The sequence below is a fragment of the Streptococcus sp. HMSC071D03 genome (assembly GCF_001812125.1).
GTDB classification, from domain to species: Bacteria; Bacillota; Bacilli; order Lactobacillales; family Streptococcaceae; genus Streptococcus; species Streptococcus pseudopneumoniae_N.
Window position 1 is genome coordinate 21,436 of record NZ_KV807718.1, and the last position, 16,664, is coordinate 38,099.

Sequence of the window (16,664 nt, forward strand, 5' to 3'; positions counted from 1 at the left end):
AGTTATTTTTGATCTTCAGGGAGCCTGTGGTTACTGTGAACAGGTGTTTGAAAGTAGTGAAATTGGGCTGATTTGAAAAAATGAATTTGAAACAATGAAAATTCGGTAGGCACACCTTACAGTGCAACTTGTTGTTAGACAAGGCAGAGATGTAAAGGGGATATTCTCTTTATAATTGAGGTGGTACCGCGTTACGAACGCCCTCACATGGAAGTAGATTCTGTGTGTGGGCTTTTTCATATTTTGGAACAATGGGAAAGAGGAAAATTTATGACAACTAAAGGATATTTTGGACAATTTGGTGGTAGTTTTGTACCAGAACCAATTCAGGTTTTACTAGATGAATTAGAAGTGACTTTTGAAAAATACAAGGATGATCCAGAGTTTTTAGCTGAGTTTCGCCATTACTTGAAGGATTATTCAGGTCGCGAAACACCACTCTATTTTGCTGAAAGCTTGACAGAGCACTTAGGTGGAGCTAAGATTTATCTCAAGCGTGAAGACCTTAACCACCTTGGATCTCACAAACTTAATAATGTTTTGGGTCAAATCCTTCTAGCAAAACGCATGGGTAAAAAGCGTGTCATTGCTGAGACAGGAGCTGGCCAGCACGGTGTTGCGACAGCTGCAGCTGCGGCCAAATTTGGTATGGCATGTGATGTCTATATGGGAGCAGAAGATGTGGAGCGTCAACGTCTCAATGTCTTCCGTATGGAGATGATGGGAGCAACTGTTCACGCAGTTGAAACTGGTACTCGTACCCTCAAAGATGCGGTTGACGCAGCCTTTGGAGCATGGATGAATGACCTTGAAGCCTTCTACGTTTTAGGATCTGCTGTAGGCCCTCACCCTTATCCAACGATTGTTCATGAATTCCAAAAGGTTATCAGTGAAGAATCTCGTCGTCAAATTTTGGAAAAAGAAGGACGACTGCCAGACTACGTCATTGCCTGTGTGGGTGGTGGTTCCAATGCCATCGGAGCTTTTTCACAGTATGTAGCTGATGAAGAAGTTAAATTGGTTGGAGTAGAAGCTGCTGGTCACGGTTTAGATACTGATAAACACGCGGCAACAATGACCAAGGGTAGTGTCGGAATTGTCGATGGAATGAAAACCTATGCAGTCTTTGGTGAAGATGGAAATGTTGCACCTGTTTACTCTATCTCTGCTGGTTTAGACTATCCAGGGGTTGGACCAGAACACGCCTTCTTTAAAGATTCTGGTCGTGTAGAGTATGTTGCAGCAACAGATGAAGAAGCAGTTCAAGCTTTACTTTTACTTAGCAAGACAGAAGGAATTATCCCAGCTATTGAAAGCTCTCATGCTATCGCTGAAGCAGTCAAACGCGCACCAAAACTAAGTAAAGATGAGATTATCATCATCAATGTCTCTGGTCGTGGAGACAAGGACGTAGCTGCCATTGCAGACTACCTTGAAGCTAAAAAATAAAAGATGGAAAATATACAGAGATTTCTCTCACAGAGAGCTTGTGGTTGCTGAAAACAAGCAGAGAAAGCTGTAAGGTTGGGTCCATCTGAAATGAGAGAAGAAAACATAATTCTCAAGGGAGTGCCCTTTATCGCACAACCTGTTACAGGAGCTATCTGAGACAGGAATGAGAGATAGGAGAAATCCTATAATTGAGGTGGCACCGCGAATTTCGTCCTCACGCAAGTTATTTTGCGTGGGGATTTTTTGTAGAATAAACACGGGATTTAAGAAGAACTGAAAGGGAAATTACAATGGAACGAATCATTCATGGAGATGTTTTATCACCAATCTTGGCTTATATGCGTTTGAACGGACAACACAAGGTCATACTTGAAAGTATCCCAAGAGAAAAAGAAAATGCTCGATTTTCTATCTTAGCCTATAACCCAGTTTTTGAGATTAAGTTTGAGAATGGAGTTCTTTATCAAAATGGCCAGGTGATTGATCGTGATTCCTTGGATTTCCTTTATGAAGTAACTTATAAGAGTCAGCATCATTCAGAACTACCCTTTGGTGGTGGAGCTATTGGCTTTATTGGCTACGATATGATTTCTCTCTATGAAGAAATTGGCCAGCTTCCTGAGGATACGATTGGGACGCCAGATATGCATTTCTTCGTCTATGAAAGTTATATAGTTTTTGACCACAAGAAAGAAAAAATTCATATCATAGAGGATGCTCTTTACAGTGATCGAAGCAATGAAGAACTAGAAGCGGCTTTGGATCAAGTTTTAGAGGAGTTGAAAATCCCTGCTCCAAATGAATTTGAAGATTTGGACGTTTCTCCACTTCAGTTTAGACCACATATTGCACCTCAGAAATTTGAAGAAATGGTAGAAACAGCTCGCGACTTGATTCGCAATGGAGATATGTTCCAATGCGTGCTCAGTCAGCGTTTCTCAGCAGAGGTAACTGGAAATCCTTTTGACTTTTACAGAAATCTCCGAGTAACAAATCCATCAAATTACCTCTACTTTTATGATTTTGGAGATTATCAAATTATCGGTGCCAGTCCAGAGAGCTTGGTGTCCGTCAAAAATGGCATCGTGACAACCAATCCAATTGCAGGTACGCGACCTAGAGGCACTAATGACGAGGAAGATGCAGCACTTGCAAGTGATCTACTTTCTGATGAAAAGGAAACGGCAGAACACCGAATGTTGATGGATTTGGGACGAAATGATATCGGTAGAATTGCTGAAACAGCAAGTGTCCAAGTAACTAAGTATATGGAAGTCGAACTTTTCCGTTATGTCATGCATTTGACCAGCGTGGTTAAAGGACGTTTATTACCAGAATTAACTGCAATGGATGCCTTGAAGGCGACTCTTCCGGCAGGAACAGTATCGGGAGCACCAAAGATTCGGGCCATGAAACGCATCTATGAACTAGAAACAGAGAAGCGAGGCGTCTATGCAGGAGCTATCGGTTACCTATCAGCAACTGGAGACATGGATTTGCTATTGCAATTCGAACCATGATTCTTAAAAATAAAAAAGCCTACGTACAGGCTGGTGCAGGAATTGTTTATGATTCCATCGCTCAGAACGAATACCAAGAAACCATTAACAAAGCTAAATCTATGACTAGAATGGGAGAACTAAGACCATGATTTTATTGATTGACAATTATGATTCATTTACCTATAACCTGGCTCAATACATTGGGAATTTCGCACCTGTTGAAGTTTTGAGAAATGATGATCCACATCTTTATGAACATGCTGAAAAGGCAGATGGATTAGTTTTCTCTCCTGGTCCAGGTTGGCCAGCTGATGCTGGGAAAATGGAAGAAATGATTCGTGATTTTGCAGGTAAGAAACCGATTCTAGGGATTTGTTTAGGTCACCAAGCCATCGCAGAAGTCTTCGGTGGTAAGTTGGGTTTGGCTCCTAAAGTTATGCACGGCAAGCAGAGTCAGATTCGATTTGAGACTCCTTCAGTTCTCTATCAAGGAATCGAGGATAATCGTCCAGTCATGCGTTACCACAGTATTTTAATTGAAGAGATGCCTGAAGAGTTTGAAGTGACAGCTCGTTCGACAGATGACCAAGCTATTATGGGGATTCAACACAAAACCTTGCCGATTTATGGCTTGCAGTATCATCCAGAAAGTATTGGAACGCCAGATGGCCTATCTTCTATTCAGAATTTTATCGAGAAAGTTGTAAAGTGAGGAAGACAAAATGAAAGAAATTATTGAAAAATTAGCGAACTTTGAAGATTTATCAAGTGTTGAAATGACAGATGTGATCGAACGCATCGTGACAGGGCGAGTGACAGAAGCACAAATCGCTTCACTTCTTTTAGCCCTCAAGATGAAGGGAGAAACACCTGAGGAAAGAACAGCCCTCGCTCAAGTTATGAGAGGACATGCTCAACACATTCCAACCAATATTCAAGATGCTATGGATAACTGTGGTACGGGTGGAGATAAGTCATTTAGCTTTAACATCTCAACAACTGCAGCCTTTGTTTTAGCAGGTGGTGGTATCCATATGGCCAAACACGGAAATCGCTCCATCTCCTCTAAATCTGGATCAGCAGATGTCTTGCAAGCTTTGGGAATCAATATTGACCTTAAACCATCACAATTGGGTAAGGTATTTGACCAAACAGGAATCGTCTTTCTCTTTGCCAAAAACATGCACCCAGCTATGAAATATATCATGCCAGCACGTTTGGAGTTGGGAATTCCAACCATCATGAATTTGACAGGTCCACTGATTCACCCAATGGTCTTGGAAACACAACTTCTAGGAATTAGTCGTCCAGAACTTCTAGAAAGTACAGCTCAGGTTTTGAAAAACATGGGTCGCAAACGTGCTATCGTAGTAGCTGGTCCAGAAGGATTGGATGAAGCTGGTTTGAATGGAACTACCAGCATTGCCCTTCTTGAAAATGGAGAAATCACTTTGTCAACTTTTACTCCAGAAGATTTGGGTATGGAACGCATTGCTATTGAGGTCATTCGTGGCGGAAATGCGCATGAGAATGCAGCCATCCTTGTTAGCGTTCTTAATAATGAACCCAGTCCATTCTTGGAAACAACAGTCTTAAACGCTGGCCTTGGTTTTTATGCTAATGGTAAGGTAGATAGTATCAAAGATGGAGTTGAAATGGCACGCCAAGTGATTGCTAGTGGTAAGGCCCTTGAAAAACTCAGACTATTACAGGAGTACCAAAAATGAGTCAGGAATTTTTGTCACGTATCTTAGAGCAGAAGGCGCGTGAAGTTGAAAAAATGGAACGAGAGGAACTTCAGCCCCTGAGAGCAAGCTATCGCTTAGCTGAATATTTGAAAAACCATCAGGACCGCTTGCAAATTATTGCAGAGGTCAAGAAGGCGAGTCCAAGTATGGGTGATATCAATCTGGATGTGGATATCGTTCAACAGGCCCAGACTTACGAGGCTAACGGCGCTGTTATGATTTCTGTTCTGACAGATGAAGTTTTCTTCAAGGGTCATTTGGATTATCTTCGTGAGATTTCCAGTCAGGTAGAGATTCCGACTTTAAACAAGGATTTTATTATCGATGAAAAGCAAATCATTCGTGCTCGCAATGCAGGTGCGACAGTTATCTTGCTCATCGTAGCGGCTTTATCAGAAGAACGCCTCAAGGAACTGTATGACTATGCGACAGAGCTTGGACTAGAAGTGTTGGTGGAAACTCATAATCTGGCTGAGCTTGAAGTTGCTCACCGCCTGGGAGCTCAAATTATCGGTGTCAACAATCGTAATTTGACTACCTTTGAAGTTGACTTGCAGACCAGTGTAGACTTGGCCCAATACTTTAAGGACGATTGCTTGTACATTTCTGAATCTGCTATTTTTACAGAAGAAGATGCGAAACGAGTTGCCCCCTACTTTAACGGAATTTTGGTAGGAACAGCCCTCATGCAAGCAGAAGACGTCGCCCAGAGAATCAAGGAGTTGCAGATTGACAAAGGTTAAGATTTGTGGACTATCGACCAAAGGAGCGGTAGAAACAGCTGTGTCGGCTGGAGCAGACTATATTGGTTTTGTCTTCGCTCCTAGCAAAAGACAGGTGACCTTGGACCAGGCTACCGAGTTGGCAAAGCTCATTCCTAGCCATATTCAAAAAGTTGGGGTATTTGTTTCGCCTAGTCAATCAGAACTACTAGAAGCGATTGAAAAGGTCGGTTTGGACTTGGTACAGATTCATGGTCAGGTGGCGGATGATTTGTTTGAGAATTTGCCTTGTGCCAGCATTCAGGCAGTGCAGGTGGGTGGGAATGGCCATGTGCCAAGTTCTCGGGCAGACTATCTCCTCTTTGATGCACCTGTGGCAGGAAGTGGCCAGACTTTTGATTGGGGGCAACTGGATACGACAGAACTATCTCAGCCTTTCTTCATCGCAGGTGGGCTCAATGAGGATAATGTAGAAGAAGCTATTCAACACTTTACCCCCTTTGCAGTAGATGTATCAAGTGGGGTAGAGACAGATGGACAAAAAGATCAGGAAAAGATTAGAAGATTTATAGAGAGGGTAAAGAATGGCATATCAAGAACCAAATAAAGATGGATTTTACGGAAAATTCGGTGGACGTTTCGTCCCAGAAACATTGATGACAGCAGTTTTAGAGTTGGAAGAAGCTTATCGTGAAAGTCAGGCAGATCCAAGTTTCCAAGAGGAGTTAAACCAACTTTTGCGCCAGTATGTAGGACGTGAAACACCTCTTTACTACGCAAAAAACTTGACCCAGCATATCGGCGGAGCCAAGATTTACCTCAAACGGGAAGACCTCAACCATACAGGGGCCCATAAGATTAACAACGCCTTGGGACAAGTTCTTCTCGCTAAACGCATGGGCAAAAAGAAAATTATCGCTGAAACTGGTGCCGGTCAGCACGGTGTAGCAACTGCAACAGCTGCAGCCCTTTTCAACATGGAATGTACTATCTATATGGGTGAGGAAGATGTTAAACGCCAAGCCCTCAATGTCTTCCGTATGGAACTTTTGGGAGCCAAGGTGGAAGCTGTAACAGATGGTTCGCGCGTGCTCAAAGATGCGGTCAATGCAGCCCTTCGTTCTTGGGTGGCAAATATCGATGATACCCACTATATCCTTGGTTCTGCCTTGGGGCCCCATCCTTTCCCAGAAATTGTGCGTGATTTCCAAAGTGTTATCGGACGAGAAGCCAAACAACAGTACCGTGACTTGACAGGGCAAGATTTGCCAGATGCCCTAGTAGCCTGTGTTGGTGGAGGTTCTAATGCTATCGGGCTTTTCCATCCATTTGTGGAAGATGAGTCAGTGGCTATGTATGGAGCTGAAGCAGCAGGACTAGGTGTGGATACAGAGCATCATGCAGCAACCTTGACCAAGGGTAGACCAGGTGTTCTCCACGGTTCGCTCATGGATGTTCTCCAAGATGCCCATGGACAAATCTTAGAGGCCTTTTCTATCTCAGCAGGTTTGGACTACCCAGGTATCGGTCCAGAACATTCTCATTACCACGATATCAAGCGTGCGACCTATGTGCCTGTGACAGATGAGGAAGCCTTGGAAGGCTTCCAACTCTTGTCTCGTGTGGAAGGGATTATCCCAGCTTTGGAATCTAGTCACGCTATCGCCTTTGCGGTGAAATTAGCCAAAGAACTTGGTCCAGACAAGTCAATGATTGTCTGTCTATCAGGTCGTGGGGACAAGGATGTAGTTCAAGTCAAGGACCGCTTGGAAGCAGATGCAGCAAAGAAGGGAGAAGCTCATGTCTAAGACACTAACAGAAAAATTGAATGCAATTAAAGCAACTGGAAAGGGAATTTTTGTCCCCTATATTATGGCTGGAGATCACGAAAAAGGGTTGGCTGGTCTCGGTGAAACAATTTACTTTTTAGAAGATTTGGGTGTGTCTGCTATTGAAGTGGGAGTTCCTTTCTCGGATCCGGTTGCAGATGGTCCTGTTATCGAAGAAGCAGGCTTGCGCAGTCTAGCTCGCGGAACCTCTACCCAGGCTTTGGTTGAAACCTTGAAAACCATTGAAACAGAAGTTCCACTTGTTATCATGACCTACTTTAACCCCCTCTTTCAGTACGGTGTGGAGAAATTTGTCAGAGATCTTGCTGATACAGCGGTCAAGGGCTTGATTATTCCAGACCTCCCTCATGAGCACGCTAACTTTGTAGAGCCCTTTTTGGCAGGTACAGACATTGCCTTGATTCCACTTGTCAGCTTGACGACAGGAATCGAGCGACAAAAGGAACTCATTGAAGGGGCAGAAGGATTTGTCTATGCCGTTGCTATTAATGGAGTGACAGGGAAATCAGGAAATTACCGATCTGACTTGGACAAGCACTTGTCTCAACTTCATCAAGTGGCTGACATTCCAGTTTTGACAGGATTTGGTGTATCCACACAGGCTGATGTGGAACGCTTCAATGCTGTATCAGATGGTGTTATCGTTGGTTCCAAGATTGTTAAGGCTCTACATGAAGGACAAGTAGCAGAAATCGCTGACTTTATCCGAGAAGCAGTAGCTTACCAAAAATAATCACACAAGAAGCAAGTAAGAGGAAGGGCACAAAAGGAAGTCTTTCCTTTTTCTTTAGTAGGAGAAAGGCTAGGATGCCGGTTGTAGAAGCAAATTGAATGAGAATCAGTATTTCGGTAAGACTAAAAACAAGAGCACAGGAAGCAAGAAAGAGAAAATCACCTGCCCCAATGCGAATATCAATAACATGGGCAATGATTCCAAGAATCAAGAAGAAAGCCATGGCCAGATTCCAATTACAGCAAGCCATGAGGATTAAGTGAAAAATTAGCCAGACGATCAAGGGATATTCTTGATGACGAAGGTCATAGATGCTTAAAGTCAAGCCAGTGGTGATCAATATGATTTGCCCCAACGTTAAAAAACTGCAAGAAAAAGCTAGAAAGAGCAGTCCTAAGCACAACTCAAAGAGGGCATACCAAACAGGATAGCGAGCCTTGCAGTAACGACAGCGAAAATTACTAATCACTTGAGAAATAATCGGAATCAAATCCAGTGGTCTCAAACGAGTCTGACAAGAATCACAGTGGCTAGCAGGAAAATCTATGGATTGTTCAGGGGAGCGATCGATGACTAAGCCTAGAAAGGAAGCAAGAATCGTTCCAACAAGAAAAAAATAAAGATGAATCATACTTATTTATTCGGAAAAAATAAGAGAAAGAGTATAATAGTTGGATATAGGAGAAGTTTTAGGAACAAATATGAAAATTAACTTTGAAAAAGGACTTCAGTCAGAAAATGCCCAACTCATTTGTCAGTGGTCTAATGCTTTGGGAGAAAGTTTTCAGAAGCAATGGATGGGACCAAAGATTTCTTATCCCTTGATTGCCCAATCCTTGCAAAAGATGGAAGGGATTTTTTCCATTTTTACTGGAGAAGAGTTTGTAGGCATCATCCAGAAAATCAAACTAGAAGATAAAAATCTTCATATTGGAAGATTTCTCATAGCTCCACAGAAGCAGGGAAAAGGAATAGGTCGAAAAACTTTCCAGTACTTTCTTCAAGAAATGTTTGAAAATGAAGAAATAGAAAGTATTTCCCTAACTATTTTTGAGTCAAATAAAAGAGCCAAAGACCTCTACCAAAAAGAGGGATTTGAAATCGTTCAAACCATTGAAGTTCCAGAATGTAAATACATAATGAGAAAATCTAGGTAAAGACTAGATGACACCGAGAACTGTCCCCTTACAATTTTCAATTCTCAAACTTGTTGCAGAGAAATTTTCTTGATAAAATAGATACATGACTAGATATAAAGCTATAATTTCCTATGATGGCTACGCTTTTGCTGGCTTCCAGCGGCAACCTCACGCGCGTAGTGTCCAAGAGGAAATTGAAAAAACTTTAACTAAATTAAATAAAGGACATGCCATTATCATTCATGGTGCTGGGCGAACGGACAGTGGTGTTCATGCATTAGGTCAGGTCATCCACTTTGATCTTCCCTATCAGATGGATGAGGAAAAACTTCGTTTTGCACTTGATACCCAAAGCCCTGAAGATATCGATATAATTTCGATTGAGATTGTGGCTGATGATTTTCATTGCCGTTATGCCAAGCATAGCAAGACCTATGAGTTTATCGTGGATAGAGGGCGTCCTAAAAATCCTATGAGACGTCATTATGCGACTCATTATCCTTATCCACTAGATGTGGAGCGGATGCAGCTTGCTGTAAAAAAACTGGAGGGAACACATGATTTTACTGGTTTTACGGCATCAGGGACTAGTGTGGAAGACAAGGTAAGAACGATTACGGAAGCTAGTCTTAGGGTTGATGAAACAGGGCAGTTTTTGACCTTTACATTCTCTGGCAATGGCTTCCTCTATAAGCAGATTCGAAATATGGTTGGAACCCTGCTGAAAATTGGCAACAACCGTATGCCGATTGAACAGATTGACCTCATCTTGGAGAAAAAAGACAGACAGTTGGCAGGTCCAACTGCAGCGCCTAATGGTTTGTATTTAAAGGAGATTCGTTATGAAGAATAATCGTATTTTAGCACTTTCAGGAAATGATATTTTTAGTGGTGGTGGATTAGCTGCTGACCTTGCCACCTATACTTTGAATGGTTTGCATGGATTTGTAGCCATGACCTGCTTGACTGCTTTGACAGAAAATGGTTTTGAAGTCTTCCCGACAGATGAAACTATTTTTCAACAACAGTTGGATAGTCTTAAAAGTGTAGACTTTGGAGGGATTAAGATTGGTCTCTTGCCGACTGTTGGTGTTGCTGAAAAAGCATTGAATTTCATTAAGGAAAGATCAGGAGTTCCAGTGGTCTTGGACCCAGTTCTCGTTTGTAAGGAAACGCACGACGTTGCAGTTAGTGAGCTCTGTCAAGAGTTGATTCGCTTTTTCCCTTATGTATCAGTGATTACTCCGAATCTTCCTGAGGCAGAGTTGCTTGCAGACCAAAAGATTGAAAGTCTGGAAGATATGAAGGCTGCAGCGCAGAAATTACATGACTTGGGTGCACCAGCAGTGATTATCAAGGGTGGAAATCGCCTCAGTCAGGATAAGGCTGTGGATGTCTTTTATGATGGGGAGAATTTTACTATTCTTGAGAATCCAGTCATCCAAGGACAAAATGCTGGTGCAGGATGTACCTTTGCCTCAAGTATTGCTAGTCAGTTAGTCAAGGGAGAGGAACTATTACCAGCAATTGAAACTTCCAAAGCCTTTGTTTACCGTGCCATTGCACAAGCAGATCAATATGGAGTGAGACAGTATGAAGCAAACCAAAACAACTAAAATTGCCCTAGTATCCATCTTGGCAGCTAGTTCTGTCGTATTGGGGTATTTTATAAAAATCCCGACACCAACTGGATTTCTAACACTTTTGGACGTTGGAGTCTTCTTCACAGCCTTTTACTTTGGCAGTCGTGAAGGGGCCGTTGTTGGAGGTTTAGCAGGATTTCTTATTGATCTCATTTCAGGCTACCCTCAGTGGATGATTTTTAGCTTAATTAACCATGGTTTCCAAGGTTATTTCGCAGGCTTTAAAGGGAAATGGCAATGGCTAGGCTTAGTCTTAGCGACTTTATTCATGGTAGCTGGTTATGCCTTGGCATCAGCTTGGATGAATGGTTGGGGCGCAGCTATTCCAGAAATCATTCCAAATCTCATGCAAAATATCGTTGGAATGACTCTAGGTTTTCTTCTTTGTCATAGTGTAAAGAAATTCAGATAATAGTGAAAAAAGGAAACCTACCCCGAACTATTAGGGAACTATTGAAAAAACTCTGATTATTTGCTAAAATGAAAGCTATGAAAACACTCTACGATGTGCAACAATTTCTCAAACAGTTTGGTATCATTGTCTATATGGGAAAACGTCTCTATGACATTGAACTGATGAAGATCGAGCTATCTCGAATCTATGATGCAGGCTTGATGGACAAGCTAGATTATTTAGAAGCGGAAGCTATTCTTCGTAGAGAGCACAAACTAGAATTAGACTATTTAGAAAAAAATGGAGATTAGATATTATGGTAACTTGGGTATTATGGGGACTTATTATAGCGATGTTGGCTTGGATGGGATACAACTACCTTCGCATTCGTCGTGCAGCGAAAATTGTAGACAATGCAGAGTTTGAGTCTTTGATTCGTACAGGTCAGTTGATTGATTTGCGTGATCCAGCTGACTTCCACAGAAAACATATCCTCGGAGCTCGTAATATTCCTTCAAGTCAATTGAAGACAAGTCTTGCAGCTCTTCGCAAGGATAAACCTGTCCTTCTCTATGAAAATCAACGTGCGCAACGTGTCACAAATGCAGCACTTTTCTTGAAAAAGCAAGGCTTCTCAGAAATCTATATCCTCTCTTACGGATTGGATTCTTGGACAGGGAAGGTGAAATCTAATTGACAATGTGAAAAATCTTGTCACATATGTTTAATATAAAGTCTTGGCTTTTTATGGTATAATTGTTAGTATAAATTTTAAGGAGTTTTTGAAGATGAAAGAAAAGAAAAAACCATCACTTGTTTTAGGTGTCCTATCTATCGTCCTTGGTTTGCTATCTCCAATCGTAGGTCTCGTTTTGGGGATCATTGGTCTAGTCTTGGCTAATTCACATCAAAAAGAATCTGAATTAGACCATAAAACAGAACGAATTCTTAATATCGTAGGGATTGTAATTTCTGTAGTTAACTGGGTTGCAGGACTCATTTTAATGATGCACTAATCAGGATTCTAACAAAAAAAGCTTTATCTTTAAAAGCTTTTTTTGTTTTATCCAATTGATAAAGTTAATTTTTATAGTATTATTCATTTGTATGAGTTTAAGGAGTTTAAGGAGTTTATAGAATATGCAAGAAAAGAAAAGAGCGTCACTTGTTTTAGGTATCTTGTCTATCATTCTTGGTTTGCTGTCGCCAGTGGTAAGTTTGATTTTGGGTATTATTGGTCTAGTCTTAGCTAACTCACATCAAAAAGAATCTGGGCTAGATTATAAGAGAGAAAAAAATCTGTCCATCCTAGGGATTGTAATTTCTGCACTTCACTTTATTTTAGGTGTCATGGTATTTATACGCTAAAGAAGATTTTAAAAAGCTTTATTTGTTTAAAGCTTTTTTTGTTTTATCCACTGTTTTCTAAGTAATTTTTAATAACCTGCAATTCTTCTTTGTTTAGAGGTCGGAAATCACCTTCTGCTAGGTCAAGGTCCAATATAAAATCTCCAAATTGAACTCGTTTGAGAGCAGTGACCTTGACACCGACTGAGAGAAACATTTTTTTGACCTGATGAAATTTCCCCTCAGAGATGGTAATGGTGGTTTGGCTGAGACTAGGACTTGAGGATAAAATCTCAAGTTGAGCAGGTTTACAGATAGTTCCATCGAGAAAGACAATCCCATCTTTAAACTCTTGAATATGGTCGGGAGTTAGTGGCCCATTGACCTCTACTTGGTAAGTTTTATCGACATGGTATTGAGGATGGAGGAGCTGAAAGCCTAGGGGACCATTATCCGTTAAGAGGAGGAGTCCAGTCGTATCCCGATCCAGACGGCCGATGGCGTAAAGCTGAGCCGACTGGAGGTGTTGAGGAAGTAGATCCATAACCGTTGGGAGTTTCTTATCCTTGCTTGCAGTCACGACTCCATTTGGCTTATGGAGCATGAGGTAGGTGTGTTCGTATCCTTGGATTTTTTTATCTTTGAAAATCAGCTCTTGCAACCCGGTATCAACATTCTGTGCAAGGGAACGAGCAGGGAGTCCATCAACTAAAATTTCTTTTTTCAGAAGAGCTTGTTTCATGGCCTTACGGCTGATTTTTTCCTGGGCTAATAATTTATCTAAACGCATACCAGCCTATCTTATCACAAGTCGGAATTTTTGAAAAGAAAAGAGAAGGAATGAATTTTCTTTTGAAAACATTTACACTTACTTGAATTAAGTCATTTGCTTAAAATTGTGGTATAATCGTTCAGTTAGAAAATAAATTTTTGAATATAATAGAGGAAATCATGACAAAATTAAGAGAAGATATCCGTAATATCGCGATTATCGCCCACGTCGACCACGGTAAAACGACCCTCGTTGACGAATTGTTGAAACAATCTGAAACTCTTGACGCGCGTACAGAGTTAGCAGAGCGCGCAATGGACTCAAACGATATTGAAAAAGAGCGTGGAATCACTATCCTTGCGAAAAATACAGCAGTTGCCTACAACGGAACTCGTATCAACATCATGGACACACCAGGACACGCGGACTTCGGTGGAGAAGTTGAGCGTATCATGAAAATGGTTGACGGTGTTGTTTTGGTCGTAGATGCTTACGAAGGAACTATGCCACAGACTCGTTTCGTATTGAAAAAAGCCTTGGAACAAGACCTTGTGCCTATCGTTGTGGTTAACAAAATCGATAAGCCATCAGCTCGTCCAGCAGAAGTAGTGGATGAAGTCTTGGAACTTTTCATCGAGCTTGGTGCGGATGATGACCAGCTTGACTTCCCAGTCGTTTATGCGTCAGCGATCAACGGAACATCTTCATTGTCAGATGATCCAGCAGATCAAGAAAAGACTATGGCGCCAATCTTTGATACCATTATCGATCACATTCCAGCTCCGGTTGATAACTCTGATGAGCCTCTTCAATTCCAAGTGTCACTTCTTGACTACAATGACTTCGTAGGACGTATCGGTATTGGACGTGTCTTCCGTGGTAGTGTAAAGGTTGGGGACCAAGTTACCCTTTCTAAATTGGATGGTACAACTAAGAACTTCCGTGTCACAAAACTCTTTGGTTTCTTTGGTTTGGAACGTCGTGAAATCCAAGAAGCCAAAGCTGGTGACTTGATTGCCGTATCTGGTATGGAAGATATCTTCGTCGGAGAAACCATTACTCCAACAGATGCAGTTGAAGCTCTTCCAGTTCTTCACATCGATGAGCCAACACTTCAAATGACCTTCTTGGTCAACAACTCACCATTTGCTGGTAAGGAAGGTAAATGGGTCACTTCTCGTAAGGTAGAAGAGCGCCTTCAAGCAGAATTGCAAACAGACGTTTCCCTTCGTGTTGACCCAACTGATTCACCAGATAAATGGACTGTATCAGGACGTGGGGAATTGCACTTGTCAATCCTTATCGAAACAATGCGTCGTGAGGGTTATGAGCTTCAAGTATCTCGTCCAGAAGTTATCGTAAAAGAAATTGATGGTGTTAAATGTGAACCATTTGAACGTGTTCAAATCGACACACCAGAAGAGTACCAAGGATCTGTTATCCAAAGTCTTTCTGAACGTAAAGGTGAAATGTTGGATATGATCTCAACTGGTAACGGTCAAACTCGTTTGGTCTTCCTTGTTCCTGCGCGTGGTTTGATTGGATACTCAACTGAGTTCTTGTCAATGACTCGTGGTTACGGTATCATGAACCATACCTTTGACCAATACTTGCCATTGATTCCAGGTGAAATCGGTGGACGTCACCGTGGTGCCCTTGTTTCTATCGATACTGGTAAGGCAACAACATACTCTATCATGTCTATCGAAGAACGTGGAACAATCTTTGTTAACCCAGGTACTGAGGTTTACGAAGGAATGATTATCGGTGAAAACTCTCGTGAAAATGACTTGACTGTTAATATTACGAAAGCGAAACAAATGACCAACGTTCGTTCAGCAACTAAGGACCAAACAGCTGTTATCAAGACTCCTCGTATCTTGACTCTTGAAGAATCACTTGAGTTCTTGAACGACGATGAATACATGGAAGTAACGCCAGAATCTATCCGTTTGCGTAAACAAATCCTTAACAAGGCAGAACGTGAGAAAGCAAACAAAAAGAAAAAATCAGCTGAATAAGAGCTAGAAAGAGCAGAAAATGGTCTATTTAATCATAGGGATTTTATTACTCTTACTCTATATATTTGCGACACCTCAAAGTATCAAGGGAACGGTTAATATTGTAATTCTTGTTTTTGGTCTCGTTTCCCTCGTGATTTTGCTCATGTTGTCCATCCTGCAAATCTTTCAGCTACCAACAGAATTCTTTATCACAGTAGCCATGCTGGTCCTTGCTTACTTTAGTTTGCGAGATATATCCTTAATGTCGGTGAAAAAGAGATAGGAAAACGGCTGTGGAGTTCTGCTAGAATTCAGTAAAGATATTTATTAAACATACCACAAGTGAAGTCAGTAAGACTGAGTTTACTTGTGGTTTTTGCTTTGTAGAATCTAGAAATTTAGACTCTTTAAGCTTCATCGGCCTCCTACTTTCATTCACTATAGATTTTTATTAAGTAGCAGATAATAGAAGAACTTCTGGGAGGAAATTACGTTCTTACTGTGAATGTTTACAAAGGATACGGATGGATTTCTTTAAAATTGGATAAAGAAGCTAGATATGGCAATTTTATTATTCAAATCTTTTGTAGGCGTTTACTATTTTTGATATACTGTGAGAAGGAATAGATACGAAATTGGAGTTTATCATGAAACAACATCATTTTAAAGCAAAACAACGCTTTTCTTTGAGAAAGTATGCAGTAGGAACTTGTTCCGTCTTATTAGGAACGAGTTTATTTTTTGTAAGCACAAGTGGAAATACTGTGCTTGCAGAGGAAAGGATTCCTCAGCTAGTGTCACACTATGTAGAAGATAAAGGCTTGCCTGAATCTTTGAAGGCTGAACTACGTTGGTTTGAAGAGAATGCTATCCAAGTGGAGGAAGGTAAGGATTATTACTTCGTCTACCGTAAATCTACTGCGAAGTTACCGGATACTGGCTTGTTTTCAAATGCTATCCTGCCTGTGCTAGGTACAGGAATCTTGTTAGTTTCGCTCACTCTCATTAAAAAGAGAAAGGGAGCCTCTCTCTTTCTAGTGACAGTTTTGGCTGTGGGTGGGACTGCTCTATCGGTTTCTGCCTTGGAGAACTTAGTGGAGCTTCGTCCAGCTCTTGTCAAAACAGTTGTAGGAGAATTTTTGCCTAGTCCAGAAAGGATTGAGGGTTATGAATTTACAGGTTATTACTTTGTAAGAGAAAATGAGGAAATTTCTAAGACTGAAGATACAAAACCTCATTCCCTACAAGCAGATAAGGTAGACTCTACCTCAATCCCAAGTGAAGGTGCTCCAAGTTTGGTCGAGGTGAAATCAGAGCTTGAAGTTACGACAGAAGCAGTTGCTTACGATACTCTTCATC

At 41.3% G+C, this 16,664-nt stretch carries 20 protein-coding genes, 1 pseudogene and 2 other annotated features (1 of these 23 running past the window's edge); of the genes and pseudogenes, 19 read left to right on the plus strand and 2 right to left on the minus strand.

Annotated features, from left to right (window positions below; genetic code table 11):
- Window positions 1-208: a binding site (T-box leader), on the plus strand; it begins 24 nt to the left of the window's first position.
- 62 nt (window positions 209-270) lie between these two features.
- From trpB (HMPREF2837_RS02745) to trpA, 8 genes and pseudogenes are all read left to right on the plus strand, one after another.
- The gene (trpB, locus tag HMPREF2837_RS02745) at window positions 271-1,449 is read left to right on the plus strand and encodes a tryptophan synthase subunit beta (protein WP_075230604.1); all 1,179 of its coding nucleotides are present in this window, start codon (window positions 271-273) and stop codon (window positions 1,447-1,449) included.
- Window positions 1,440-1,671 (plus strand) — a binding site (T-box leader). (Overlaps the previous gene by 10 nt.)
- A gap of 71 nt (window positions 1,672-1,742) precedes the next feature.
- Window positions 1,743-3,103, plus strand: a pseudogene (gene trpE / locus HMPREF2837_RS02750) (anthranilate synthase component I).
- The gene (locus HMPREF2837_RS02755) at window positions 3,100-3,666 is read left to right on the plus strand and encodes an aminodeoxychorismate/anthranilate synthase component II (protein ID WP_075230605.1); all 567 of its coding nucleotides are present in this window, start codon (window positions 3,100-3,102) and stop codon (window positions 3,664-3,666) included. Before trpE ends, HMPREF2837_RS02755 begins: the two are co-directional and overlap by 4 nt.
- A gap of 10 nt (window positions 3,667-3,676) precedes the next feature.
- Window positions 3,677-4,681 carry an anthranilate phosphoribosyltransferase gene (gene trpD, locus HMPREF2837_RS02760; RefSeq protein ID WP_075230606.1) on the plus strand — a complete coding sequence of 335 codons (1,005 nt, stop codon included), beginning with the start codon at window positions 3,677-3,679 and terminating at the stop codon, window positions 4,679-4,681.
- Window positions 4,678-5,445, plus strand: coding sequence for an indole-3-glycerol phosphate synthase TrpC (gene trpC, locus HMPREF2837_RS02765; protein WP_075230607.1), 768 nt, complete (start codon window positions 4,678-4,680; stop codon window positions 5,443-5,445). Before trpD ends, trpC begins: the two co-directional genes overlap by 4 nt.
- A complete protein-coding gene (locus tag HMPREF2837_RS02770; RefSeq protein ID WP_075230608.1) occupies window positions 5,432-6,031 on the plus strand; it encodes a phosphoribosylanthranilate isomerase in 600 nt (199 codons plus the stop codon). Before trpC ends, HMPREF2837_RS02770 begins: the two co-directional genes overlap by 14 nt.
- The gene (gene trpB, locus HMPREF2837_RS02775) at window positions 6,009-7,232 is read left to right on the plus strand and encodes a tryptophan synthase subunit beta (protein WP_075230609.1); all 1,224 of its coding nucleotides are present in this window, start codon (window positions 6,009-6,011) and stop codon (window positions 7,230-7,232) included. The genes HMPREF2837_RS02770 and trpB (HMPREF2837_RS02775) overlap by 23 nt, the downstream gene beginning before the upstream one ends.
- Window positions 7,225-8,007 (plus strand): tryptophan synthase subunit alpha, encoded by a 783-nt coding sequence (gene trpA, locus HMPREF2837_RS02780; RefSeq protein WP_075230610.1) that lies wholly within the window; start codon window positions 7,225-7,227, stop codon window positions 8,005-8,007. Before trpB (HMPREF2837_RS02775) ends, trpA begins: the two co-directional genes overlap by 8 nt.
- On the opposite strand, the gene HMPREF2837_RS02785 is transcribed toward trpA, so the two are convergent.
- Entirely contained in the window at window positions 7,976-8,638 is a 663-nt protein-coding gene (locus HMPREF2837_RS02785; RefSeq protein ID WP_075230611.1) for a prepilin peptidase, read from the minus strand. The two genes, trpA and HMPREF2837_RS02785, sit on opposite strands and share 32 nt — an antisense overlap.
- A gap of 70 nt (window positions 8,639-8,708) precedes the next feature.
- Between HMPREF2837_RS02785 and HMPREF2837_RS02790 the strand changes: the two genes are divergently transcribed.
- The 8 genes from HMPREF2837_RS02790 (at window position 8,709) to HMPREF2837_RS02825 (ending at window position 12,551) form a co-directional block, all read left to right on the plus strand.
- Complete coding sequence (locus HMPREF2837_RS02790) at window positions 8,709-9,164, plus strand: GNAT family N-acetyltransferase (RefSeq protein WP_075230612.1); 456 nt, start codon at window positions 8,709-8,711, stop codon at window positions 9,162-9,164.
- Between the two features lie 85 nt (window positions 9,165-9,249).
- Window positions 9,250-9,999, plus strand: a complete 750-nt coding sequence (gene truA / locus HMPREF2837_RS02795; protein WP_075230613.1) for a tRNA pseudouridine(38-40) synthase TruA — start codon at window positions 9,250-9,252, stop codon at window positions 9,997-9,999.
- Window positions 9,989-10,762: a bifunctional hydroxymethylpyrimidine kinase/phosphomethylpyrimidine kinase gene (locus tag HMPREF2837_RS02800; protein WP_075230614.1), complete on the plus strand. Its 774-nt coding sequence runs from the start codon at window positions 9,989-9,991 to the stop codon at window positions 10,760-10,762. Before truA ends, HMPREF2837_RS02800 begins: the two co-directional genes overlap by 11 nt.
- Window positions 10,740-11,201, plus strand: coding sequence for an ECF transporter S component (locus HMPREF2837_RS02805; protein ID WP_000814958.1), 462 nt, complete (start codon window positions 10,740-10,742; stop codon window positions 11,199-11,201). The genes HMPREF2837_RS02800 and HMPREF2837_RS02805 overlap by 23 nt, the downstream gene beginning before the upstream one ends.
- 68 nt (window positions 11,202-11,269) lie before the next feature.
- Entirely contained in the window at window positions 11,270-11,494 is a 225-nt protein-coding gene (locus HMPREF2837_RS02810; protein WP_075230615.1) for a YqgQ family protein, read from the plus strand.
- 5 nt (window positions 11,495-11,499) lie between these two features.
- On the plus strand, window positions 11,500-11,880 hold the full coding sequence (locus tag HMPREF2837_RS02815) for a rhodanese-like domain-containing protein (RefSeq protein WP_045763154.1): 381 nt from the start codon (window positions 11,500-11,502) through the stop codon (window positions 11,878-11,880).
- A 91-nt stretch (window positions 11,881-11,971) separates the two neighbouring features.
- Window positions 11,972-12,199 (plus strand): hypothetical protein, encoded by a 228-nt coding sequence (locus HMPREF2837_RS02820; RefSeq protein ID WP_075230616.1) that lies wholly within the window; start codon window positions 11,972-11,974, stop codon window positions 12,197-12,199.
- 124 nt (window positions 12,200-12,323) lie between these two features.
- Window positions 12,324-12,551: a hypothetical protein gene (locus HMPREF2837_RS02825; RefSeq protein ID WP_075230617.1), complete on the plus strand. Its 228-nt coding sequence runs from the start codon at window positions 12,324-12,326 to the stop codon at window positions 12,549-12,551.
- 43 nt (window positions 12,552-12,594) lie between these two features.
- On the opposite strand, the gene HMPREF2837_RS02830 is transcribed toward HMPREF2837_RS02825, so the two are convergent.
- On the minus strand, window positions 12,595-13,320 hold the full coding sequence (locus tag HMPREF2837_RS02830) for a pseudouridine synthase (protein WP_075230618.1): 726 nt from the start codon (window positions 13,318-13,320) through the stop codon (window positions 12,595-12,597).
- Between the two features lie 161 nt (window positions 13,321-13,481).
- Between HMPREF2837_RS02830 and typA the strand changes: the two genes are divergently transcribed.
- The 3 genes from typA to HMPREF2837_RS02845 form a co-directional block, all read left to right on the plus strand.
- Window positions 13,482-15,323, plus strand: coding sequence for a translational GTPase TypA (gene typA, locus HMPREF2837_RS02835; protein WP_000164118.1), 1,842 nt, complete (start codon window positions 13,482-13,484; stop codon window positions 15,321-15,323).
- A gap of 19 nt (window positions 15,324-15,342) precedes the next feature.
- Window positions 15,343-15,588 (plus strand): DUF3165 family protein, encoded by a 246-nt coding sequence (locus HMPREF2837_RS02840; RefSeq protein ID WP_049549039.1) that lies wholly within the window; start codon window positions 15,343-15,345, stop codon window positions 15,586-15,588.
- A 364-nt stretch (window positions 15,589-15,952) separates the two neighbouring features.
- Window positions 15,953-16,664, plus strand: a 712-nt coding sequence (locus HMPREF2837_RS02845; RefSeq protein WP_075230619.1) for a YSIRK-type signal peptide-containing protein, incomplete at its 3' end; no start/stop codon positions are given.

Coding starts and splice junctions, on each gene's coding strand:
- trpA (WP_075230610.1), top strand. CDS start 7,225: ATGTCTAAGACACTAACAGAAAAATTGAATGCAATTAAAGCAACTGGA.
- HMPREF2837_RS02830 (WP_075230618.1), bottom strand. CDS start 13,320: ATGCGTTTAGATAAATTATTAGCCCAGGAAAAAATCAGCCGTAAGGCC.
- HMPREF2837_RS02755 (WP_075230605.1), top strand. CDS start 3,100: ATGATTTTATTGATTGACAATTATGATTCATTTACCTATAACCTGGCT.
- HMPREF2837_RS02815 (WP_045763154.1), top strand. CDS start 11,500: ATGGTAACTTGGGTATTATGGGGACTTATTATAGCGATGTTGGCTTGG.
- trpB (WP_075230604.1), top strand. CDS start 271: ATGACAACTAAAGGATATTTTGGACAATTTGGTGGTAGTTTTGTACCA.
- truA (WP_075230613.1), top strand. CDS start 9,250: ATGACTAGATATAAAGCTATAATTTCCTATGATGGCTACGCTTTTGCT.
- HMPREF2837_RS02810 (WP_075230615.1), top strand. CDS start 11,270: ATGAAAGCTATGAAAACACTCTACGATGTGCAACAATTTCTCAAACAG.
- HMPREF2837_RS02800 (WP_075230614.1), top strand. CDS start 9,989: ATGAAGAATAATCGTATTTTAGCACTTTCAGGAAATGATATTTTTAGT.
- HMPREF2837_RS02825 (WP_075230617.1), top strand. CDS start 12,324: ATGCAAGAAAAGAAAAGAGCGTCACTTGTTTTAGGTATCTTGTCTATC.
- trpB (WP_075230609.1), top strand. CDS start 6,009: ATGGCATATCAAGAACCAAATAAAGATGGATTTTACGGAAAATTCGGT.
- trpD (WP_075230606.1), top strand. CDS start 3,677: ATGAAAGAAATTATTGAAAAATTAGCGAACTTTGAAGATTTATCAAGT.
- typA (WP_000164118.1), top strand. CDS start 13,482: ATGACAAAATTAAGAGAAGATATCCGTAATATCGCGATTATCGCCCAC.
- trpC (WP_075230607.1), top strand. CDS start 4,678: ATGAGTCAGGAATTTTTGTCACGTATCTTAGAGCAGAAGGCGCGTGAA.
- HMPREF2837_RS02790 (WP_075230612.1), top strand. CDS start 8,709: ATGAAAATTAACTTTGAAAAAGGACTTCAGTCAGAAAATGCCCAACTC.
- HMPREF2837_RS02840 (WP_049549039.1), top strand. CDS start 15,343: ATGGTCTATTTAATCATAGGGATTTTATTACTCTTACTCTATATATTT.
- HMPREF2837_RS02785 (WP_075230611.1), bottom strand. CDS start 8,638: ATGATTCATCTTTATTTTTTTCTTGTTGGAACGATTCTTGCTTCCTTT.
- HMPREF2837_RS02820 (WP_075230616.1), top strand. CDS start 11,972: ATGAAAGAAAAGAAAAAACCATCACTTGTTTTAGGTGTCCTATCTATC.
- HMPREF2837_RS02805 (WP_000814958.1), top strand. CDS start 10,740: ATGAAGCAAACCAAAACAACTAAAATTGCCCTAGTATCCATCTTGGCA.